General features: G+C 42.9%; 22 protein-coding genes. 12 read left to right on the forward strand and 10 right to left on the reverse strand.

All coding sequences use genetic code 11. The annotated features are described in order from the left end of the window. The first annotated feature begins 42 nt into the window (after positions 1-42). From NB504_RS07030 to NB504_RS07045, 4 genes are all read left to right on the forward strand, one after another. On the forward strand, positions 43-933 hold the full coding sequence (locus NB504_RS07030) for a LysR family transcriptional regulator (RefSeq protein ID WP_013868248.1): 891 nt from the start codon (positions 43-45) through the stop codon (positions 931-933). Between the two features lie 177 nt (positions 934-1110). Further along, on the forward strand, positions 1111-2463 hold the full coding sequence (locus tag NB504_RS07035) for a DNA-3-methyladenine glycosylase 2 family protein (protein WP_258428558.1): 1353 nt from the start codon (positions 1111-1113) through the stop codon (positions 2461-2463). Position 2464: 1 nt separating this feature from the next. Then, positions 2465-2956, forward strand: a complete 492-nt coding sequence (locus NB504_RS07040) for a methylated-DNA--[protein]-cysteine S-methyltransferase (protein WP_094134237.1) — start codon at positions 2465-2467, stop codon at positions 2954-2956. Then, positions 2953-3360: a hypothetical protein gene (locus NB504_RS07045; protein ID WP_013868244.1), complete on the forward strand. Its 408-nt coding sequence runs from the start codon at positions 2953-2955 to the stop codon at positions 3358-3360. The genes NB504_RS07040 and NB504_RS07045 overlap by 4 nt, the downstream gene beginning before the upstream one ends. A 15-nt stretch (positions 3361-3375) precedes the next feature. On the opposite strand, the gene NB504_RS07050 is transcribed toward NB504_RS07045, so the two are convergent. Then, positions 3376-4233, reverse strand: a complete 858-nt coding sequence (locus NB504_RS07050; protein WP_258428559.1) for a Vmh family MBL fold metallo-hydrolase — start codon at positions 4231-4233, stop codon at positions 3376-3378. A 241-nt stretch (positions 4234-4474) separates the two neighbouring features. On the opposite strand from NB504_RS07050, the gene NB504_RS07055 reads away from it, so the two are divergent. Next, positions 4475-5341, forward strand: a complete 867-nt coding sequence (locus NB504_RS07055) for a glycerol kinase (protein WP_258428560.1) — start codon at positions 4475-4477, stop codon at positions 5339-5341. Between the two features lie 79 nt (positions 5342-5420). Here the strand turns inward: NB504_RS07055 and NB504_RS07060 are convergent, their stop codons facing one another. The 3 genes from NB504_RS07060 to NB504_RS07070 all read right to left on the reverse strand — a co-directional run bounded on the left by NB504_RS07060 (position 5421) and on the right by NB504_RS07070 (position 7402). Then, positions 5421-5852 carry a YccF domain-containing protein gene (locus NB504_RS07060; protein ID WP_026027764.1) on the reverse strand — a complete coding sequence of 144 codons (432 nt, stop codon included), beginning with the start codon at positions 5850-5852 and terminating at the stop codon, positions 5421-5423. A gap of 73 nt (positions 5853-5925) precedes the next feature. Next, positions 5926-6648: a sulfite exporter TauE/SafE family protein gene (locus tag NB504_RS07065; RefSeq protein WP_013868241.1), complete on the reverse strand. Its 723-nt coding sequence runs from the start codon at positions 6646-6648 to the stop codon at positions 5926-5928. 115 nt (positions 6649-6763) lie between these two features. Then, positions 6764-7402, reverse strand: coding sequence for an NAD(P)-dependent oxidoreductase (locus tag NB504_RS07070; RefSeq protein WP_017049335.1), 639 nt, complete (start codon positions 7400-7402; stop codon positions 6764-6766). Between the two features lie 125 nt (positions 7403-7527). Between NB504_RS07070 and NB504_RS07075 the strand changes: the two genes are divergently transcribed. The 6 genes from NB504_RS07075 (at position 7528) to NB504_RS07100 (ending at position 13074) form a co-directional block, all read left to right on the forward strand. Beyond that, complete coding sequence (locus NB504_RS07075) at positions 7528-8415, forward strand: LysR family transcriptional regulator (RefSeq protein WP_170894940.1); 888 nt, start codon at positions 7528-7530, stop codon at positions 8413-8415. Between the two features lie 531 nt (positions 8416-8946). After that, positions 8947-9327 (forward strand): hypothetical protein, encoded by a 381-nt coding sequence (locus NB504_RS07080; protein WP_013868237.1) that lies wholly within the window; start codon positions 8947-8949, stop codon positions 9325-9327. Between the two features lie 41 nt (positions 9328-9368). Then, positions 9369-9764: a hypothetical protein gene (locus tag NB504_RS07085; protein WP_013868236.1), complete on the forward strand. Its 396-nt coding sequence runs from the start codon at positions 9369-9371 to the stop codon at positions 9762-9764. Between the two features lie 185 nt (positions 9765-9949). Further along, positions 9950-10840 carry a hypothetical protein gene (locus NB504_RS07090; RefSeq protein ID WP_029388404.1) on the forward strand — a complete coding sequence of 297 codons (891 nt, stop codon included), beginning with the start codon at positions 9950-9952 and terminating at the stop codon, positions 10838-10840. 12 nt (positions 10841-10852) lie between these two features. Then, positions 10853-11962, forward strand: coding sequence for a cytotoxin MakA (gene makA / locus NB504_RS07095; RefSeq protein ID WP_000082912.1), 1110 nt, complete (start codon positions 10853-10855; stop codon positions 11960-11962). A gap of 50 nt (positions 11963-12012) precedes the next feature. Next, positions 12013-13074, forward strand: a complete 1062-nt coding sequence (locus NB504_RS07100; RefSeq protein ID WP_019283034.1) for an enterotoxin — start codon at positions 12013-12015, stop codon at positions 13072-13074. 35 nt (positions 13075-13109) lie between these two features. On the opposite strand, the gene NB504_RS07105 is transcribed toward NB504_RS07100, so the two are convergent. From NB504_RS07105 to NB504_RS07125, 5 genes are all read right to left on the reverse strand, one after another. Next, entirely contained in the window at positions 13110-14345 is a 1236-nt protein-coding gene (locus NB504_RS07105) for an aromatic amino acid transport family protein (RefSeq protein WP_094149993.1), read from the reverse strand. 462 nt (positions 14346-14807) lie between these two features. Next, a complete protein-coding gene (locus tag NB504_RS07110) occupies positions 14808-15671 on the reverse strand; it encodes an NAD(P)-dependent oxidoreductase (RefSeq protein WP_094164929.1) in 864 nt (287 codons plus the stop codon). 167 nt (positions 15672-15838) lie between these two features. Continuing rightward, positions 15839-16555 (reverse strand): YebC/PmpR family DNA-binding transcriptional regulator, encoded by a 717-nt coding sequence (locus NB504_RS07115; RefSeq protein ID WP_017044945.1) that lies wholly within the window; start codon positions 16553-16555, stop codon positions 15839-15841. A gap of 89 nt (positions 16556-16644) precedes the next feature. Further along, positions 16645-16854 carry a DUF3283 family protein gene (locus NB504_RS07120; protein WP_017046863.1) on the reverse strand — a complete coding sequence of 70 codons (210 nt, stop codon included), beginning with the start codon at positions 16852-16854 and terminating at the stop codon, positions 16645-16647. Between the two features lie 159 nt (positions 16855-17013). Further along, entirely contained in the window at positions 17014-17211 is a 198-nt protein-coding gene (locus NB504_RS07125; RefSeq protein ID WP_017043498.1) for a PA3496 family putative envelope integrity protein, read from the reverse strand. Between the two features lie 354 nt (positions 17212-17565). On the opposite strand from NB504_RS07125, the gene NB504_RS07130 reads away from it, so the two are divergent. After that, on the forward strand, positions 17566-18021 hold the full coding sequence (locus NB504_RS07130) for a hypothetical protein (RefSeq protein WP_019283032.1): 456 nt from the start codon (positions 17566-17568) through the stop codon (positions 18019-18021). Positions 18022-18210: 189 nt separating this feature from the next. Here the strand turns inward: NB504_RS07130 and NB504_RS07135 are convergent, their stop codons facing one another. Continuing rightward, positions 18211-20187: a replication initiator protein RctB domain-containing protein gene (locus tag NB504_RS07135; RefSeq protein WP_258428561.1), complete on the reverse strand. Its 1977-nt coding sequence runs from the start codon at positions 20185-20187 to the stop codon at positions 18211-18213. Positions 20188-21128 lie beyond the last annotated feature (941 nt).

A 21128-nucleotide genomic window follows, 5' to 3' on the forward strand; every position in this document is an offset into this window, starting at 1 on the left:
ACTTCCTTGTTAATCTGACGGGGTAATTTCAGAGGATTTAATATGGATGTAAAAGTTTTTCGCACTTTTCTCGAACTCGCCAAAGTACGTCATTTTGGGCGAGCAGCTGAAAACCTTTATTTGACCCAAGCCGCCGTCAGCGCACGCATCAAGCAATTAGAAAATTATTTTGATGCTCAACTGTTTACGCGTGATCGCAACAACATAAAGCTCACATCGGCAGGAGAACGACTCGTTGGCTATGCCGAAGTGATGGTGGCAACCTTGCAACAAGCCAAGTTTGAGCTCTCTTTGGAAAATGGCCGAGCTTTACAGCTGACATTAGGGGGAACGCCCAACGTTTGGGATGCTCATCTACAAAACTGTTTAAGCGTTGTGACTGATGCTTTTAGTGGTTATGGGTTTATGGCGGAAGTCATGGGGCGCGAGCAGCTCAACCGCAGCCTACTGGAGCGTACCTTAGATATGGCGTTTGCCTTTGACCCAATTAAAGCCGAAGAGCTAAACTGCAAAAAAGTCGCAGATTTAGTACTGGTATTGGTTTCGACGCGTCCTGACACACTGGAAACCGCCTTTGATAATAAATACGTGTACGTCGATTGGGGAAGCCGTTTCGCCTCCGAGCATGCTGAGCGACATCCGAAGACGCCAACCCCCTATTTGCGCACCTCGACCGCTCGTATCGCACTTGATTTCATTTTAGAAAAAGGGGGAAGCGCTTACCTTCCTACCTCACTTGTTGAACCTTTTATCCACTCTGGCCAATTGTATCGAATTGACAATGTGGAAGATTGGCAGCGTCCCATCTTCCTCAGCTACCGAAAAAACAGCTCATCGATAGAAGCCATTATGCAAGTGGAAAAGTTAGTCAAAAACATCAACCCTAGTAGTGCTTACTCATTACAACAAGCGGGCGAGGTCATTCTCGACTGACCCAACAAATTCATAACGCTGTAGCGGGTATTGAATACAGCGTTATGAATATCCTTTTTCAAGAGAAACCGCAGAAAAAGCCATCCAGTTCCGAAAATGGCTAGTATCGACAGAATTCATGCATACACTTAGCTTATAACAACTGCATAAGGCTCGTTATACCAAATGGCACCATGGATGGAACTCGATAAGGAACAATGCCAACAGGCTCGCACTAGCCGTGATCCGCGATTTGATGGACGATTTTTCGTTGCCGTCAAAACAACCAACATCTTTTGTCGCCCAATATGTCCGGCAACCCTGCCAAAAGAAAAGAATGTTGAATACTTCGCCAACTCCGCACTGGCTCTACAAGCGGGTTATCGGCCATGCCTACGTTGCCGCCCAGACAGTGCACCTCATTCTTGGGCATGGAAAGGAGTTGAAACCACCTTCTTGCGTGCAATCAAGCTTATTGAGCAAGGTGAATTACAATCGAGCAATCTGGCTCAATTTGCCGAACGTTTGGGGATCAGTGACCGCTACCTACGACAACTGTTTCAAACCCATTTAGGAGTGTCACCGAAACAATATGCTCAGTACCATCAGTTGATGTTTGCTAAACAGTTGTTGCATTCCAGTGCTCTGTCCATTACCGATATAGGATTCGCTTGTGGGTTCAACAGTACCCGCCGCTTTAACGATGCGTTTATCAAAACGTTGCAACTGACCCCCAGCCAAGTGCGGCAATCTAAAACTGCATTGATGACAAAAAACCTATTAACACTCTCTTTTCGCGGCCCTTTCGATTGGCAACATATGCTAGATTTCTATCGATTACGTGCAGTAAACGCCATTGAACAGGTCAGTAACAATCATTATCAACGCACCTTCAACATACACAATACGACCGGCTGGTTTCGTGCCAGCTTAACCTCTGAGGCCCATTTAGAGGTTGAATTCGAGTTGCAAGACATCACCAAACTGCGTTACTTGGTGGCAAAATTACGCCGCCTATTTGACCTCGAAGCCGACATCAGCCACATCGAGGCCTATTTGGAAGGCTGCGCTCCGGGTTTAGTCACTCGTTCAGGAATCCGCATTCCCGGCGTTTGGAATTGTTGGGAGGCGGGAGTCAGAGCTATTTTAGGTCAACAAGTTTCGATAAAAGCAGCCATTGGCCAGCTCAACCGATTAGTCGATGCGGTGAACCCAGCTCAAAATACGAGCAGTTACTTTCCAAGCCCGGAACAAATCGCACAGCTTGATTTGCACTTTTTAAAGATGCCACACAGCCGAAAAGAGACCTTAACACGCTTTGCTCAATTCATGTGCCAACACCCTGAAGCCGATGTGGATGCTTGGCTTTCACTAAAAGGTATTGGGCCGTGGACCGTAAACTACGCTAGGTTAAGAGGTCAGTCCGATTCAGATTGCTTTCTAGACACTGATTTGGTGGTTAAGAAGGCCTTAAGCCATTTTCCTGAGCTGAACGCAGACAAGGTTTCACCTTGGGGAAGTTACGCCACCTTTCACTGTTGGAATTACTAATATGAATAGCTTCACCCACTATCACAGCCCCTTAGGAATCATGACATTGCAAGCCTGCGAGCAAGGTTTATTGGGGGCTTGGTTTGAAACCGAAACCACCATGCCAACAGAGTTAGGGGTAAAATCCGAACACTGCACTATACTCATCAATACTATCAAACAGTTAGATGAGTACTTTTCCGGGAAACGGACTATATTTACTTTACCTTTAGCGGCAAAAGGCACCGAGTTCCAACAATCTGTGTGGCAAGCATTATGCAAGATACCTTATGGCGAAACTTGGAACTACCAACAGATTGCAGAGGCGATCGGTAACCCCAAAGCCGTAAGGGCTGTCGGCTTGGCCAATGGTAGAAATCCAATTTCGATCATCGTTCCTTGCCATAGAGTGATCGGAAAAAGTGGTAAACTCACTGGCTATGCGGGGGGCTTAAACCGTAAAGCGAGCTTATTAAAACTTGAGCGAACAACAATAGAGGTTGCAGCAACATGATAAGATCTACGGCAAAATCAATCAGTATTCTCGTCCTTACAGCCACTTTGCAAGGCTGTTTTCAAGATGACCTTGAACGTTGGTTAAACCGTGAAACTTATGAGTTCAAAGGGACTTATGACAACCAGTTCAATGATGACTTATTGATTTTCGAAGAGGGTGTTGTACGTGCTGAATCTGAAACTCAGCACTGGTCTCGCGCTTACAGTGTGGATGGTAATCAACTGACGATCCAGCTACGCAATAACTCGAAAGAAAAACGAGAAGATATCGTGCTTGTGATCCATGGCAAAGGAGAAGTGCTCACATGCAGTGTCTGCGCCATGTATAAATTGAGTAACGTATGGGTAAAAACAGGCAATGTTGAAGCCAAACCGTCTGGAGTAGAAAACGCGAGCCAATAACTCGCGTTGATATTGTTACCAAGTACGCTCACCCATATTAACTTGCGCACTTAATTCAAGGTCCTCTTTACCTGGAAGCGCTGGATAAGCTGCGACCATTTTAGATACCACTTGTGCCGAGTCTTTCGAGGTTGAAATAGCCTGTTCGAATTTCGCCAAGTAGGTTTTAGTAAATTTTACGGCTTCGATACCCTGCGGTATATCAGCAAAATAATGTCCAGGAATGACTTTCTTTGGCTTAAGCATCTGCATTTTCTCTAAAGCTTGAACCCACTCACCACGCGCTTTCAGGGTTTGGCTATCAGCCGTCCAAACATGCATACCAGAGACAACCGCTACACCACCGACAATCGTTTTCTCAGAAGGCACCCATAAGTAAGCTTGGTGTGTATTAAGCTCTTTCACTTCGATCTTCTCACCTTCTAATGAAAACTCGCTGTGGTCAAAAATCTTAGGGACAATAATTTTATTTGGCGCACTCTCTCCTAGTATCGGGCCCCAAAACTGTAGCTTAGCGTCTTTCGTCGACTTGATATGCTCCACAATCGCTTGGCTTGCTAAAACATCAACGTTAGGAAACGCCGAAACCAACGGTTCTAGACCAAAATAATAATCAGGATCACCAGCGCTAATATAGATGGCCTTAAGTTCTTTACCTGACTGCTTAATCATGTCCACTAAAGCTTGGCCATCTTTTGTACCAAACTGAGCATCAATTAAAATCGCTTGTTTCTCACCACTGATCAGTGTTGAGCTAACTGGAAAGACTCCATTTTCCCCTGGGTTGTACGTTTGAAACGTCAATGCGGCTAAACTTGAGAAAGAAGTGCTTGCTAGCAAAAAACCCGTTATCAACGGTTTTGAAATTGTCATTGTGTTTACCTTTCATTCATTGTTCGAAGTAATAACATCTTATTGTTTTTTATTTAGAACAAATAGATCCAATAATGAACTTCACTGATTCAATTTAAGATACTAATAAAAGCATTATTCACTCAAACCACTCCGTTTTTTAAAAACGATCTCATGCTCTCACACTGTCATTTATTAAAAATTCAAGTAAGGTAGGGATATCAATCTGTTGGATCGATTTCAAGAGAGATAGGAGAGAACGATGGTAGAAAAACATTCAACCTCGGCACTGGCTAAATTGCGTAATACAGACGCTAAACAACTATTCAGTAACCTCCAAAAAGCAGGGTACATTAACCGCTTCGACAACAAGTGGGTATTAACAGAACTGGGAGCAAAATTTGGCGGCGAATACGCCCAGCACACGCAATATGGCCAATTTATTGTCTGGCCGGAAAACTTGCTCGTCGACACACAAGCCGCCAGCGGGAAAACGTTAAGTGCCACTCAACTTGGCGATCATTTCAGGCTCAACCCCAAAAAAATAAATCAACTATTGAGAGAGTTAGGCTGGATATCTAAAACAGAAAAAGGCTGGCAAGTAACGGAGGCTGGGCTCAGAGCTGGCGCCCAGCAACGTGAAGATAAATCTTCTGAGCAATTTTTTGTTGTTTGGCATGATACGGTGACTCGCCATAAACGTCTGAAACAATCCATCGTCGAATTTTTAGGGCAAGAGGCTCACAGCCAATCGACCGATAAATCATTGTCCCACTTTCGCCAAAAATTTGAGGCAAAACATCGCACCTTAGACGGCCACTATGTTCGCTCGACCGGCGAATTATTGATCGATAATTGGCTCTATTTGGCGGGCGTCGTCCACGCTTATGAGCGTCAGTTGCCGATAGAAGCTGATGTGATGTGCGATTTTTATCTGCCAACAGGGAAAGTCTATTTACAATATTGGGGCTCAGATAGTGGCGCAACCGACGAAAAAACGCGCTTACAAACTCAAGCGATTTACCACGATCACGGCTTTGCTCTGATTAATATTCATCCGCAAGACATTGCGCATTTAGATGACATTCTGCCTAGAAAACTGCGAGAGTTTGGGATTAAAGCGTATTAATCGCGTTGGCAAGATGCCCCCTTCCCCTCGTCACTGAGAGAGCAACACGAGAGAAAAGGAGCAAAAAACAAAACCTATATTAACGATAAGAAGAATAGCGAGCTCTCGCCGCCTCTTCTTTCGGGACGATGGTTTTACCAATCGGAGCCAAAGAAATAACCGCGAGTTTCAAATGCTGTAGTGCGAAAGGGATGCCAATGATGGTAATAAAACACGCCACCGCCGATAAAATATGACCAACGGCTAACCAAAAACCAGCGAAAACAAACCAAATCACATTGCCGATTAAGCCAAATGGGCTGGTACCAATATCTTGCTGATTGGTCAATTCATCACGGGAAATCGCCTCTTGTCCAAAAGGAAAAAACGAAAAGTTACCGATAACAAAGCAAGCACGCCCCCATGGAATGCCAATAATGCTGATAAAGGCAAGGAGACCAAAAAACCACCAAGCGAGCCCCATAAACACTCCGCCCAGTAAAAACCAAATAATATTGCCGATTGTTCTCATCACTGCTACTCCGTATAAAATAGACCCATAAACCCTTTCAGTATCATTGCATGACCTGAACGGAAGATTAACGCTAGGCTAAACCATGCCATACCGCCGTAACGCCGCTTATCGTACAAAGCAGCAACGCAGCGAAACGGATGTTATCTTTGGGTAGTGATTGCGTGGTCATCATCGCCAACTTATAACCCAACCAAGCTGAGGGGATAAGCGGAATCGTTATCCATAAATGATGTAACGTCAGAAAACCTGCCGGTATTTGAATAATCAAAGAGATGATCGAGCTAAACACAAAAAATGCCGAAAGATTGCCACGCAACTGATTCGCTTCTTGATGCTGTAGGATCAACGCCATCGGCGGCCCACCAATCGCGGAACTGGTGCCAAAGAAACCGGAGAAAAAACCCGCAATACCCATTTTTATCGGGGTAGGTTCGATGCGATACGGCAATAAACTAACAGCCACGGCAAATAACACCAATAAACCAAGCCATAACGCCAGTACATCCGTCGAGACTAAAACCAGAAGGATACCGCCCGCAATTGAACCGGGAACGCGACCAATCAGCGCCATTTTTAAACCGCCAAGCTCAATGTTCGAGCGATGCTTTAAGGCGTTCAAGATAGAAATAAACAGCGCCACGATACAAATGGGGGCAGGAACGTAGTCGGCGGAGATCAAGAACAGCAAGGGCGCTGCGACGATCGCTAAACCAAAACCAATCGCCGTTTGCACAAATGAACCCAAGAAAATAAGAAACATGGCGATAAGCGCCGTACTACTGAACATTTCCATTAAAATGCCTATAAGCGAAACAAAGAAAAGTAATGCCCGTAGAGAGCATTACTTCGTTCACGTTATCAGCAATTTTCGATCATGAGAATAGCCAAATGGATCTATCGGTCTGGTATCAGTAAGCAACACCAATACGTTGACGAGGGTGAGCGGCACTTTCTAACTCATCGATCATCGCGAGGGCATAGTCACTGACTGAGATTTTGCTGTTACCTTCAGCATCAGACAATAGAGCGTCACCGCCCACACGGTAAGCACCTTGTTTCTCACCCGGAAAAATCTCAGCGGCCGGGCTAACAAATGTCCAATTAACCTTGCTTGTACTCGCACGGAAGAGATCCAACGCTTCGCCTTGCGCTAATGCTTCCCCTTTGTACTCTTCAGGGAAACCTTCTACGGTCACCAATTTGATACCGGGAGCGACTTCCAATGAACCCGCACCACCAACCCACAGTAGGCGATCCACACCCACTTGCGGTAGATCTGACAGCAGTTTTTGCGCTGTAGCCGCAACAATATCGTGGTTGCCAGCTGCACGTCCGCCGATAGAAGCGATCACGACATCAACACCAGCTAACGCAGCGCTAATTTTTGACAAAGGCTGTTGTAAATCAAATTGTTGAACGCTAACACCTTCAGCATCAACTTTACTTGAATCACGCACTAACGCGATCACCTCGTGGCCCCGTGCTTTTGCTTCATTGACAATGTGACTACCAATCCAACCTGATGCGCCTAATACTGCAATTTTCATAATTTATTTCCTCATTCGGTTTCTGTTTCTCGACAACAATTGTAGTCTAGTAGTTAAACGAAGGAGGAAAAACACCCAAAAATGATGTAGATTGTATCAATATTCGTATCTAATAAAGGCCTACCATGGACAGACTAACCGCCATGCGCAGTTTTATCGAAGTGGCAAATACTGCCAGTTTTACCAAAGCCGCAGACAACTTGAGCTTAAGTCGATTACAAGTGTCACGTCATGTCCAAGAAGTTGAGGATTGGTTAAAGCAGAGGTTACTGCACCGCACGACACGCAAAGTCAGCCTAACCACCGCCGGTGAAGAGGCTTTAATCCGTTGCGAACAAATTTTGCACCAAACTGCCGAACTTGAAACACGGGCGTTGGAACAGTCACAACTCTTAAACGGTACCATTCGCATTGCCGCGCCGATAGGCCTTGCTCAAAACATGTTATTGGCCGTTGTTGAAGACTTCACGCAACGACACCCCAATGTGTTAATTGACATTGTCGCTTCAGATCGCCTTTCACAACTGGTCGATGAACGCGTGGATATTGCCCTGCGTTTTACCCAACAGCCGGATGATACGCTCATCGCTCGCCGTTTAATGAGCGTCGGCACCGTCATATGCGCTTCCCCTAGCTATCTCAACCAACACCCTCCTATCAATACACCCAATGACTTAACCCAGCACAACTGCTTTGTGCACATGAGTAATAACAAGTGGGATGTGGTTAAAGACAATGAACAGATCTCTGTCACCGTGAATGGCAACATCCGCGCTAATGATATGGAAATTTTATGCCGTGCTGCCCTACATCACAAAGGCATCGTACGGCTACCATGCGATCTTGCAAATGTCTTTATCGCCTCAGGAACACTAGTACGCGTTTTGCCAGAGTTTCACAGCCCAAGCAGCGCACTATGGGCTGTGTATCTTTCTCGTAGCTATCAAACCCCATTGGTTCGCCAATTCATTGATTTCATCGCTCAAAGCTGGAAAAACGATCTCATCGCTTAGCGTTAAGTCATTCTAGCTAATAATTTAATCAATATTATTAGCTAGATTAAACATAGTGTTAATGCCAAAAATGAAATTATCTATAATTAATATTGTAGATGACCTCATTTATCTCACAGACATACTATCTACCTATTAAAAAGTTAAGTAAAAATAACCAGTATTGTTGAAATAAAAATTTCATCAAGTAAATGAGCGTTTATTATCCCTTTCAATATCTCACGAAAAAACATGATTAAGCTAGCAAATTAAGCGATTAATAAATAACAAAAATGAAATTAAACTTAAGATCTATCCATGAATATCATTATAAAATTATTTTATGTACATGCTGATATGTACATATTAGTTATGCAACCTTGATTAACTGAAATCACTAACTATATTTAGCCACATAAAGATTATAAACATGTAAATATCAACACTAATATCAATAAGATTTAATAGATATAACCAAAAAAACCATTCGAAATGGTTAAATCAGTACAGTGATATTCTGTGGATCCATAAATAAACGTCAGTAGGTATTGAATGAAAAAAATAGAAATACTTATCGTGGTTGATTGTGCCGGAGCATTAGCAACCACGAGCTTAATGGATAACGTTTACTTAATTGATAGTAACCAATGGCTTGGTTCTTGGGATGAAGGAACGTGCCAACTCCACACGGTATCTCAAGATGGTCAGTTTATTTGCTGGCGTAGCTGCGCCATTTCACCAGATGACGAAGTCAATATAACGGGATTCTCTGGTGACATGATTGATCAAAAAGCTTGCTTACCAAGCCCTGTTAATGACGCGTGGGAAGGCAGAGTTCAGACTCGCGGGGATACTGGGCGTTATCTATATACCATTTCTCTTTCAATAAACGGAATAACAATGAATTTTTCACCTTATCTCGAAGTTCAATAACTCCATCTATTCAATAACTCCATCTAAATAAGGAACATTGTATGAAAAAAGTAGAAATACTCATGGTCGTAGATGCAGCAGCAGCGCTTGCAAGTCGAGATCTGCAAAGTAACATTTATCTCATTGATACAAATAAATATATGGGCTCGGGTAATGAAGGCCAAGCTGAGTTAAAAACAGCCTGTAAAGACGGCCAATTATTATGCTGGCGAGTTGTCGCTATTTCACCAGACAATGAAGTTGATATTGTCGAGTTTAATGGGCAAATGATAAATGACAGAGTTTGTATACCCACTAAACAAGGACTAAGCGGTGATGAATTCTGGGAAGGCCGAGTTGAAGCGCAAGGACAAGCCAGCACACAACAATACAATGCGACCTTGTCTATTGATGGTGCAAGATTAACGTTTGATCCTTTCCTCGTTATTTCACTGTAGAGGGCGAACTCATGTTAAGCCCAAATGTTGATACCGCATTAAATATGCTGACCGACGTATATACTGATTTTTTAGGTATTAGTAACTACGATGCAACATGCAACTCTCTCTTTATTGGCCATGTAGCAAAAGATCCAAACTGGCTCGTAGAAGTTCGAAGCAGGACTGAGATCTTAAGAGCGGTAATGAATGAGTTTATGCAACAAAAGCCTAAAATTTTTGCGCAAATTATTACATCGTTTATTAATTATCAGACCACGTTCGATGCCTGCGCACAAAACAGTAAGGCGATAACAAGTACGAAGCAATGGATTGAATGCTTACAATTATTGCAAAAAACGTTAAAGCAAAATATCACGTTAACAAATGAAGCTCAGCAAGTTTTCACGAAATCTTACAGCCAAGCGAAAAATGCAGAGGAGCTGCTCGCGTCCAGCATTCAAGATGGCTGGAATGAACTTGCGAGCGAAGAACAAGCAATGGTACGCATTGCAACAGAGATAGGCTCTCTATCGCAATCCATTGCCAGTTTAGGAGCCAATGTCACGGCGGCCCAATTAAGAGCAGGAAAAGCTTACATACAAAGTATGGTCACTATTTCCTACGGTGTCGTAATGGGAGCAACGACGTCTGTGCCATTCCTTTCCTTTGCTGGTGCGCTATTCACGGTTGGTTACAGTGCATACAGCACAATATCGAGCGCGAAAGAGGTACAACAAGATTTAGACAAACTCACTCAATTACAAACACTAGCCAGTGAAGAAGCACAAGCGGCTGCCATTACTAAAGCCATTATTCAAACCCTCAGCAACATGAGCGAAGAATTCCTAAAGATTGATGATAGCTTGCCAGCACTTTCATTGTTATGGCAAGACGAATTAGACAAGGTAAACGAACTGATCAACGCCTTACAAAGCGGTTCAGACCCAGCCCTATTGACTGATTTGCAAACCATCAAGATTGCTTCAGCCTCATGGAAAACCATTTCAGAATTTGTGCAACTCATTAGTTTACCGCCAAACATTGGAAAACCCGTTTTAGTCAACACGCTAAATAACACCATTCAAGAACAGTAAAGGAGATACACAATGTCACAACAAGTTACTCAGTTGAACCCAACACAGCAAACCACTCAATCTGCATTTTTGGCAACCACAGTCATCACAGCGCAGTGCCATGCCATTTTAAACACACAATTTACGCCACCTACGGTAAAACCAGATTGGTTTGATGACCTGAGTAAAAAATTAGACTCAGCAAAATTGGTTGCTAAGCAATGGATTGACGATTTGGGACCACAAGTATCAGCATCGATTCCCTCCAGCGTAATTAATTTTGACGCCACTTTCCAAGCATCAATCGATGCCATTCATGAGTTATATAAAGCGGATCCAACAGCAAGTGGCAAAGACAATACAACGGTTCAGCAAGCTTCACAGATTATGACCGCCCTATCTTCTCAAGTCAGCGGTATCGAAGCCACAGTCAAAGGGATGAATAAGGAACTCTCTGATTGGGGGGTGAAAATGCAAGCAGCACATGATGACTTAGTCAATGGTGCGACCAATATTCAAAAAACAATTATCGATTTACAAACAGATATTGAAAGCATGAATAACGCAATAGACAACAATCGTGCAGCCATTGAGAAACTGAATAAAGATCTAGTCTATGCACAAGTTGCGGTTGGTGTTGGCATCTTTATGCTCGTCGCAGGCGTTGCGCTTACCGTCGCAACCGCCGGCACCGCAGCTGTAGTCTCCGGCGGTATCGCAGCCGTTGGCGCGGCATCGATTATTGCTGGTGGCGTTACGTGGGGCGTATTACAAAATCAAATTGATGATGACTACGACAGCATCGCGCAAGAACAAAAACAAAAAGCTGAAGATCAGCAACAGATTATCGCTTTACAAGGGCTTTCCAATGCCAGTAGCGCCGTCGTTTCAGCGATTGAAACATCGACATCAGTATTATCTGATTTTGAAACGACGTGGACTGTCTTTGGCAACGAGTTAGATGATGTAGTAACCAAGCTTAATAATGGTGCATCCATGCAGAGCATTATTATGGAAAAAGTGATGTCTGACGCAGCGAAAAACGAATGGGATGATGCGGTTGAACTTGCTAAACAGCTAGCTAGCGCAAAAATAGCTATCGAAACGAAAGAGTTAGCACCTGCAGTAAAACAAGCAGCTTAAACATTACTAAAGGGGGTTATGCCCCCTTTTATTCTTTTTCGAGGACCATCATGAATCAATCAGCCAGCGAGCAACTTCAAACCGACATTCCTGCATCTATTAGCGCTATGGTGTTACTAAATTCTGCATGCCAAGGCGTTGTTGAAACTTATATTGATCAAGGCAATGCAGAACATTGGTATGCTCAGGTAGAACAAAATTTAAATGCGGTGCAAAAACTGGTACGACAATGGCGTTTGAGTGGTAATTTATATTTTTCAAATGACATTATGGACAGTGTTCTTTCCATTGCGAATACATTCAAAGATTCTAATGTTCAAATTTTAACCTTATTCAAAGCACTAGAAACCCGTTTTGACGCCGCTCAACTAAAGCAGCTCACTTCATTAATCTTAACATTACAAAATCCGATTCAAAGTCTTACATCAAATATAAAACGTTATGATGAGGGATTGAATGCTTGGGCTCGCCAAGTGGAAGATGCTCATAACACATTGCAACAAACTATTGCACAGATCCAGCAAGAAGAAGTTTCCATCCAAGCAGAAATTATCGCCACTAACGCCCAAATTGATCTAATGAAACAGCAGATAGCAGCATTTAAAACCGCCATTGCGAATGCTCAATCGCAGCGTAAGAAAGGGATATTTGAAACGATTTTTGGCGTGGTGCTTGCTCCGTTTACACTGGGAGGTTCTTTGATATTGGCAGGGTTTGGTGTTAGCTCTATTGTAGAAGCACAAAGTGAAATATCTAGCCTGCAAAGCGATATCCAATCATCTTTAAATACCATCAACCACGATCAACAAACGCTCTCTCAAGATCAACAACAAATCGCGTCTCTCAATGCCCTATTGCTAAGTGTCGATCAAGTTAACAACGATTGTGCGGCGATCAGCCGATCCTTAGATACACTACAAACCACGGTGCTCAGTTTATACAATGAAACCAACAACGTCGTTTCTAACCTTACCAAAGCACAAGATTCACAAGCGGTCATTCTGGAGCAAGTTTGGTACCAATCAGCTTACAATGAGTGGCAAGATATTCTGGAGGTAGCATCAACGCTCAATAATGCACAACCTCAAATAACAAAAGCTCAAATCAAGTAATTGATTTGGCTCCAGTGACGGAGCCAATGGCTGATTTAATTGAGCAAATTATAAAGCAATGCCGATACCGCCAATAACCCTATTGCCATGACAAAGGGTGTACTCATCTGCTGTTGATACTTCGCCAGCGATGGCACTTTGAATACAGCAATCATCGGCATAATAAACAGAATCATAGCGATCACGGGGCCTGAAAACGCTTCCATCATTCCCAGAATGCTGGGGTTGAGTATCGCGACAATCCAAATCGTGACAAACAAAATCGCAATGGTGAGTCGCCCAGCAAGACGCAATGACAGGCCAAAGTTTTTACACAGCAATCCAGTCAGGCTTTCTCGCGCACCAAGGAAATGCCCTAAAAAGGAAGAGGTAATGGCAATAAACGCCACTAAAGGGCCTAGAGTGGCGATAAAGGGATTATCTGTGACATTGGCAAGGTAAGTCAGCACTGAAATATTTTGCACTTTTGCTTCTTGCAATGCCTCTGGTGATAAAGCCAATACGCAAGAGAACACGAACAACAAGACAAACAGAATCAATACAAGACTGGTGTAACGCAGAATCTGCTCTGATTTTTTATCCGCTAGCGCGCCATAATGACGACGTTGAACATTGGCAAAACTTGAGATCGCCGCTGCGTGGCTAAAAGAAAACACCACGACAGGAATGGCTAACCACACTGTGTGTAAGAAATCACTCGTTTGCGGCAAGACTAATGACGGCACTGACCAATACGGGATCAAATAGAGCGAGAGAAATAATAAAATAGCCGCCAATGGATAAACCATAACAGCAAAAGCGCGCAACATGATCTTCTCGCCACCCAGCATAATGGCAATTAACGCAAAGACTAAGCCACCAGAAAGTAGCACCCGAGGGGGAGCGACCATCTGCGCTTGATTAACCAAAAAGCTATCAACCGTGTTAGTTAGACCTACACCGTAAATCAGTAAGATTGGGAAAATAGAGAGGAAATACAGCAAAGAGATCAAGCGACCAGCCCTTTGGCCAAAGTGTTCTTCAACAACATCGGTAAAATCGGCATTAGGACGGCGCGATGAGAGAACAAAACGAGCAAGACCACGATGAGAGAGATAAGTCATCGGAAAAGCGAGTAAGACCATTAACACTAATGGCCAGAAACCACCTAACCCAATGTTGATTGGCAAAAATAGAATGCCAGCCCCAACGGCCGTACCAAATAAACTGAGTAGCCAATAGGTGTCGTGTTTAGTCCAATTGGAAATCTGAACATGACTAAAATGAGCCATTTCCTTAGTGTCTTTCACTGCTTTTTCACTTATATAAAAATAATAATGTCGCGAATCCTACTCCTATTAATCATTATGATCATTTTGAGACCTTGGTCATAATCACTATAATCAAGGGGCCTAGCTTGGATTGAAAACCATGAAAACACAGAATTAACAGCATATTAAACTGGCTTCATGTTAGTTTATTGAAACTAAAAACCAAATTTTAAGATTTTTCAGTAAATGTAATTAGCTGACGATTTATCCAGCACTGTCACGCACAGCAAACAAAAATGAAGGACATTTGTCCTCCCTAATCGGTAGGCGATCATGGTTTTATACAATTATTTTTCAAAAAGAGGCACACAGATAGACACTGTAGGTATGCGGAGCCAGAAGATAAATAGGAATCGATTTATAGGTTTACAGTGTAAATGGCCCTAAATAGGGCCAATTGAGTCTATCTCTGAGCTGTGATATTTATGAATTAACGGCTTTGATAAGGATAGAAGTATCCATTCTTCCCTCACCTTGCTCAGACAAGGCTTGGTAAGCATGATAAGTTTTTTCTGTCATCGGCAATTTTAGATCGTTTCGTTGCGCTTCATCCAAACAAAAGCCCAAGTCTTTGATCATCCAATCAATGGCAAAGCCGTAATCAAACTTACCTATTGACATATTCACAGCGCGGTTTTCCATCTGCCATGAACCTGCGGCTCCATTTTTCAAACAATCAACCAAAACGCCAATATCTAACCCTGACTTTTCCGCTAAGATCAATCCTTCCGACAGGCCATTTAATACGCCAGCAATGCAAATTTGATTGACCATTTTTGCGCGTTGTCCTTGCCCTGCTTTCCCCATCAGCACCGATGACTTGCCATAAGCACGAAATACGGGTTGCAGCTGCTCAAACAGTTCGGCATCTCCACCACACATAATGGTTAGCACACCATTTTCAGCCCCTGCTTGGCCACCAGAAACAGGAGCATCCATAAAGCGAATGCCCGCTTTATGAGCCGCAGACGCCAGCTCTTCGGCTAACAGTGCCGATGTGGTGGTGTGATCAACCAAAATTGCGCCGCGTTTCATCGCCCCTATCGCGCCGCCGTCACTGGTCGTCATGCTACGGACATCATCATCATTGCCAACGCAGGTTAAAACCACATCGGCATCTTGCACGCACTCTGCGACTGTTTGCGCTGCATGCCCATGATACTGCTGCGACCACTGCTGCGCTTTAGCTTGAGTGCGGTTGTAGACGCTAACATCAAATCCTGCGTTTTTTAGATGCCCAGCCATAGGGTATCCCATAACCCCTAATCCAATAAAACTGACTTTCATTAACTTCTCCTTTTATTATTACCCAGCAGCCCAAACGGACGAACACACGTAACTGAGTGTGGGCTGTATGTATCCTTGCGTCATTCTCTATGAATAAGACCACGGTTAGCAATGCACAGATAAAAAAAAGCCGAGTCAATCACTCGGCTTCTCATTAATTCGCTCTATTACAGCTCAGCGTTATGGTAAACCTGTTGTACATCATCACAGTCATCTAGCATGTCGAGGAACTTCTGGAATTTCTCCGCCTCTTCGCCCGTGACCGGTGTGTGTGTTTGTGGAACGAACGTGATTTCTTCCACATCGATAGTCAAATCAGGGAACTGATTATTTAGCGATGTTTTCACTTTGAAGAATTCAGTGTTAGGTGCAAATACAGTGATCACACCATCTTCCAGTTCAACATCCGTCACATCGACATCATCCATCATCAGTGCTTCAAGGATAGAATCTTCATCATCCCCTTTGAACTGAAATACCGCTTGGTGATCAAACATGTGTGATACGGTACCTGGAGTACCAATTTTCGCACCCGTTTTAACAAAGCATTGACGCACATCTTGGAACGTACGGTTACCGTTATCTGTTAAGCAGTCAACGATAACACTTGCGCCGCCAGGGCCAAAACCTTCGTAACGAGCAGGTTGGTAGTCTTCACCACCACCACCACTGGCTTTATCTAGAGCTTTATCAATAACGTGGCCTGGAACTTGGTCTTTCTTCGCTTTTGTGATCAGGTGGCGCAAAGACAAGTTCATGTCTGGGTCCGAACCACCATTTTTCGCACACATGTAAATTTCTTTACCGTATTTGGAATAGACTTTAATTTTTGCGCCTTGAGTTTTCGCCATTGAGGCTTTGCGCACTTCAAAACTTCTTCCCATAGGGATGATCTCTCTAATTCAATTTAACGCGAGGGATTTTAGCAAAAAGTGGGATCATTTCAATTTTCCACTTAGCAAAGACATGAATGCTACGCAACACCCATCACTCTTTTGTATTTGTTCACCGATTGTAAAAACCACTCTTTTTCGGCCTCACTGGCAATTTTAGACTGCTGCTGAGTGATCGCTTCAGGCCCTGCTTTTCCTTGCTTGAGTTTCCAAACAAGAAAGGAAGCTTGTTTATCGAGCTCTACTTTGTTTTTCTCTTCAGCGGCAAGTAAAGATAGGTTGAAGGACATGAGTTAGCCTAGATCGGTAAATACGTGGCACGAAATATAGCATAGGACATAGGAAAATTAAGAGCATAAATGTGCAATTTATCGGTATGAAATCAAGAAAATTGGAAAATATAAAGGGTGGCTATGCGCCACCCTTAGGGGATTAATGGTGAGAACTCGTCAGTGAAGTATGCCTAGCTCCTTCGCTTCTTCAATGGTTAAACCACTTTCTCGAATCTCTCTTAATGCTTCAATACGACGGCGAGCTTCGGCTGATTTAAGGTTTTTAACTGGTTTTTGAGTTTCTACTTCTTCCGTGAAGTCCCACTTATTTGCAATATCAGTCATTTCGTCATGGTCAATAGAATTTATGGACATTGTTACCTCCGAACAAACCACGTAAGGGACATGTAATCTGTAGCAAACGATATTTGATTTGTTAAGCATATTTCGTCCATATTGTGATTTTGGCGATGGTTTAGAAACCTTATTTTTAAAACTATTAATATTACTTTGCCAACCTTGCTAGACGAGGCTAGATTTAAATATTGCATACATGAATTCAAGCGTTTTAGCGCTCATTTTATTCTGTTGCATACTGTCGCAGCCCCCTTACCCCACGCTCTTTCAATGTGCTGATTTTTAGCTCATGGTTCCCCATTTCTGTTTGGCAAATAAGCTTGAAATACACCAGACTGTAGTTAATGCATTTAAAGTTGTAGGTAAGACGCGATGTGTAAGCTTCACGACTGGTTAACTGAGATCCATCAATGGCATCTGAACAAGCGCTATGATCAGGTGGCTCAATTACAACCTCTGATCCTTAATGCTCCACAAGAGATCTGGGGGCCGGATCTGAGTGATGATCAAAGTAAAGCAATTGCTTGTTGGCTTGATGCTTGCCTGCGCCAATATGAGTACTACAAGCTTATTGACGGTGAGCTTGCCTTCCAATATCTGCAGCTTGCTTACGCTCGTTTTCAGCGTTGTGTCTCGGAGCCGAATAGTGAACTTGAGTTAAAATCTTGGTGTATAAAACGGATGCAGCAGTTGATGGTACTGAGTTTGGAACATCTCAACCAACAGCACGTTGATGAGGCCTTATCCCAAAGTTTAATTGATGCTCATGTTCGATTTCTTGCATATTACGCGTGGAACGATGATCAAGGTATAAAGCGAGGGTATTAATTGATTGCAGGGATCAACAGATAAAAAAATAGCGAGTTATATAACTCGCTAAAAACATATATGAGCCAATCTATTAATTCATCAGATAGGACAAAAGGTTGTCTATTCGTTTTCTATGCTAACGAACCTTCTAAAACAAAATGTCAGCTACATGTCAAGGTTGTGTTGTAAATTGGTTTTAAATACCTTTTAAATACCAATAGCGACTTCATCAAGTGCCCGGAATACGGATTCATCTAAATGCCCCTCGTACACTTGCTTGCACACTTTGCGGCGTACCGCGAGACCCGAGATCAAACGTTCGATCGATAAATGTTTATTCTCGTTTTTCGTGTTATAGAGCTCGATCAATTTACTTAACGTCTCATAAGAGATCGCCTCATTTCCAACCCTCAGCCAATCCAGCTTATCAATCAGCTCTGTACACTCTTCCTTGATAGAGGATGGTGGATGTCCAGTCATTGCTGATAACGCCGTTATACTGCGTTCTAGGGCCTCTGGAGAGGTATATTTAGATAAGGTAATCGTAATTTCATCGGCATTGATCTCTACTAGGTGTTTGCGCTGCTTGACTCTTCGTCCTAGCTTACCCTTTGGAGACGGTGCTTTACGTTGAATCGGTTCAAACTCACCATCAATGATCTCAGAAAGCTCTTCTAGCTTTTGCTTAGAAACCATCTCATTGCGCAGTGGGTTAGGTAACGTTGGGGCCATGTTGCGTTTGCCCGCATTGGTGGTACGAGCGCGCGAGTAGCGCAGGACTTCTTCCACATCGCATTTAATGTCGACTTGGTAATCCATCACTTTTTCTTTATCCACCAGTATGGTGACCGTCAAATGATAGCCCCAAAGATTCACGACAAATAACGAATCGCTGCCCTTTCCTTCCGATAATCGTTTTAGCTCACGGACAAGATCCATCGAAAAACGACGCCATTCGATATTACGGGCCAACTTTTGGTTCAATTCACTCAGTAGCATGCTGTCGGTATGGCGACGCGACATGCGACTGCGAAAATAGGAGTAGAGTTGGAAGACCAACGTATGTTGCTTTAGGATCTCTGGTGGAAACAAGAAGAAGTAATCGCGAGTGAGTAACTCTTCGTAGAATGAAGGCTCCCACACCAAAATGTACAAATTAGGTTTGATCCTAATTTCACCATCAGCCCCTTCCGTTGGCGCTTCTTCAGAAGCGGTGATCGTTCTTGCTAGGAACCGAAAACGATCACTCTTAAATCCTTCTGGCATGTTTTCACTCAGCCAACGGCCGGTTAACTCATGCAGTTGGAAGTCTGTAAATTCAATCCGATCAATACTATCGCGAATAGAATCTCTTGCTGGGCCGCTATCTTTTTTACCGCGAAGCGACAAAATGTCAGTAATGTACAATGGGGTTTTATTCGGTGTGTGTTTGGTATTAAGTTGGTAATCTTCTTGGTGATGATCGTGGTATTGCACCGTTAAGGTGAACAGTGCAAACAGTGTCATTAGATCATCCACTGTCATGATATTTTTGGAAGAACGAGTTTCAATGATTGCACGGGTACCAGAAATCGACACCATTGATTTCTGGTAGCTTTTACGAGTCCTCGGTGGAGCTAATGCTTGATCAATGATCCCAGCCCAATTGGTGGGTGAAACCACAAACTGATCCGCTTCGTCTTTCATCGCTGGTGGAATATTTAGCCCATGTTCTGTCAACAAACGCTTATTGACCTGAGTTTGAGCCAGCGCTTTTGAACGCTTGCGTTTTTCTGTCTGTTTTACTGATTCAGTTACCAGACTGGTTGAACCAAGCACAGAGATGAGCTTATTTGGGTTAACAAATTTATGCAGCATTGTCTTGCCAGCTAAACCTTCTTCAAATCTCACCGGGATCTGTTTAAATAAACCAATACTTACTGCAGCACGCAGCCGCTGCTGAATAGCCGCTCTGGTCAATTGGCCATCGGTTGCTTCAATTAACTCTGTTGTTGAGACTAACCCATCTTGGCTGCGGAAACCTCTTAATGAGATCAGGTTAAGAAGTTCAACGATACTTTTGGTAACACCTTTAAAATGTTGGTATTGATCAACCCAATCAACAGCAGTTTCTGAAACTTCAAAAAGATGCCCATCTTTGTGGCTCCTTGGTGCTTTGATCAATATTTTTTCGTCTGCGTTCATTATTAGATCCGTATCACACTAACCGTAATATCGCTATAGTTCCAATAGAATAAAGAAAAAGAGATCATAAATAAAGAAAAACTTATTGCTTTTAAATAACTGATCTTTTTGATTATTCTGATCTATATTGCTTATATGATCTAATGATCAGGCCTTAATGAGCAGTCTAATTGATTGTTTTATAGGGATAAAAAAAAATCCCCTTCAGAAGCATGATCATAGAAAACTGAAAACATGATCATTGTAGAGAAGAAAGCATGATCAATCACATTCCGAACGATGATCATCATACGACGGAATCAATGATCAAACACTTTCTTAAAGCATGATCATGGTTCATGCACAACTTATCCACATGATGAGTTGAAGTGATTATTTTATTTGAGCTAGATGAAGAATATGGGCTTGGTTTTTCTTTGGAAAGATGATCAAGGAAGTGCATTAAATGTTCTTTCAAAGTCGATTTTGGCATAAACACGAATTGAAATGACAAATAACTCTTTTAACGGCTTCTGTTATAAGGAGTGAGAGTGTGTCGAAAGCATGATCAAGAGCGTATTGAAGAAGGTTTTGTTATTTGGTGTGTTTTAAATTTGACTTGTTATGTACTAGGTATCTTGCTCAGCCCCTACTCCATCTGCAATCACCCGTAATTATGCGCTATTTTTACATGCTTCCGAGCTTAAATCACACTTGATCATTGATCCGATGAAGATCCATTTGTTTTCTGATTATTTGCCGATAAGGAAGCCGCTAATTCCTCTTGATCATTGTTCCTGTGGCGAGGGATCTCTTCGGACGCATGATCATCATGTTAGCCTTGATCATGCGTCCTGTTTCCCTGACTAAAAGGATAAGTTTCCCCTGCCCTGTCGCTCTAGTTATTATTATTCATGTTGTACGATTATTTAATTGATCTGCCGGGGGAACATCATTCCAAA

The organism is Vibrio sp. RM-69-4, from assembly GCF_024743775.1.
Taxonomy (GTDB): Bacteria; Pseudomonadota; Gammaproteobacteria; order Enterobacterales; family Vibrionaceae; genus Vibrio; species Vibrio anguillarum.

Coding starts and splice junctions, on each gene's coding strand:
- NB504_RS07135 (WP_258428561.1), bottom strand. CDS start 20,187: ATGAACGCAGACGAAAAAATATTGATCAAAGCACCAAGGAGCCACAAA.
- NB504_RS07075 (WP_170894940.1), top strand. CDS start 7,528: ATGGACAGACTAACCGCCATGCGCAGTTTTATCGAAGTGGCAAATACT.
- makA (WP_000082912.1), top strand. CDS start 10,853: ATGTCACAACAAGTTACTCAGTTGAACCCAACACAGCAAACCACTCAA.
- NB504_RS07125 (WP_017043498.1), bottom strand. CDS start 17,211: ATGTCCATAAATTCTATTGACCATGACGAAATGACTGATATTGCAAAT.
- NB504_RS07085 (WP_013868236.1), top strand. CDS start 9,369: ATGAAAAAAGTAGAAATACTCATGGTCGTAGATGCAGCAGCAGCGCTT.
- NB504_RS07120 (WP_017046863.1), bottom strand. CDS start 16,854: ATGTCCTTCAACCTATCTTTACTTGCCGCTGAAGAGAAAAACAAAGTA.
- NB504_RS07070 (WP_017049335.1), bottom strand. CDS start 7,402: ATGAAAATTGCAGTATTAGGCGCATCAGGTTGGATTGGTAGTCACATT.
- NB504_RS07055 (WP_258428560.1), top strand. CDS start 4,475: ATGGTAGAAAAACATTCAACCTCGGCACTGGCTAAATTGCGTAATACA.
- NB504_RS07030 (WP_013868248.1), top strand. CDS start 43: ATGGATGTAAAAGTTTTTCGCACTTTTCTCGAACTCGCCAAAGTACGT.
- NB504_RS07040 (WP_094134237.1), top strand. CDS start 2,465: ATGAATAGCTTCACCCACTATCACAGCCCCTTAGGAATCATGACATTG.
- NB504_RS07065 (WP_013868241.1), bottom strand. CDS start 6,648: ATGGAAATGTTCAGTAGTACGGCGCTTATCGCCATGTTTCTTATTTTC.
- NB504_RS07115 (WP_017044945.1), bottom strand. CDS start 16,555: ATGGGAAGAAGTTTTGAAGTGCGCAAAGCCTCAATGGCGAAAACTCAA.
- NB504_RS07050 (WP_258428559.1), bottom strand. CDS start 4,233: ATGACAATTTCAAAACCGTTGATAACGGGTTTTTTGCTAGCAAGCACT.
- NB504_RS07130 (WP_019283032.1), top strand. CDS start 17,566: ATGTGTAAGCTTCACGACTGGTTAACTGAGATCCATCAATGGCATCTG.
- NB504_RS07110 (WP_094164929.1), bottom strand. CDS start 15,671: ATGAAAGTCAGTTTTATTGGATTAGGGGTTATGGGATACCCTATGGCT.
- NB504_RS07090 (WP_029388404.1), top strand. CDS start 9,950: ATGAATGAGTTTATGCAACAAAAGCCTAAAATTTTTGCGCAAATTATT.
- NB504_RS07100 (WP_019283034.1), top strand. CDS start 12,013: ATGAATCAATCAGCCAGCGAGCAACTTCAAACCGACATTCCTGCATCT.
- NB504_RS07080 (WP_013868237.1), top strand. CDS start 8,947: ATGAAAAAAATAGAAATACTTATCGTGGTTGATTGTGCCGGAGCATTA.
- NB504_RS07105 (WP_094149993.1), bottom strand. CDS start 14,345: ATGGCTCATTTTAGTCATGTTCAGATTTCCAATTGGACTAAACACGAC.
- NB504_RS07045 (WP_013868244.1), top strand. CDS start 2,953: ATGATAAGATCTACGGCAAAATCAATCAGTATTCTCGTCCTTACAGCC.
- NB504_RS07035 (WP_258428558.1), top strand. CDS start 1,111: ATGGAACTCGATAAGGAACAATGCCAACAGGCTCGCACTAGCCGTGAT.
- NB504_RS07060 (WP_026027764.1), bottom strand. CDS start 5,852: ATGAGAACAATCGGCAATATTATTTGGTTTTTACTGGGCGGAGTGTTT.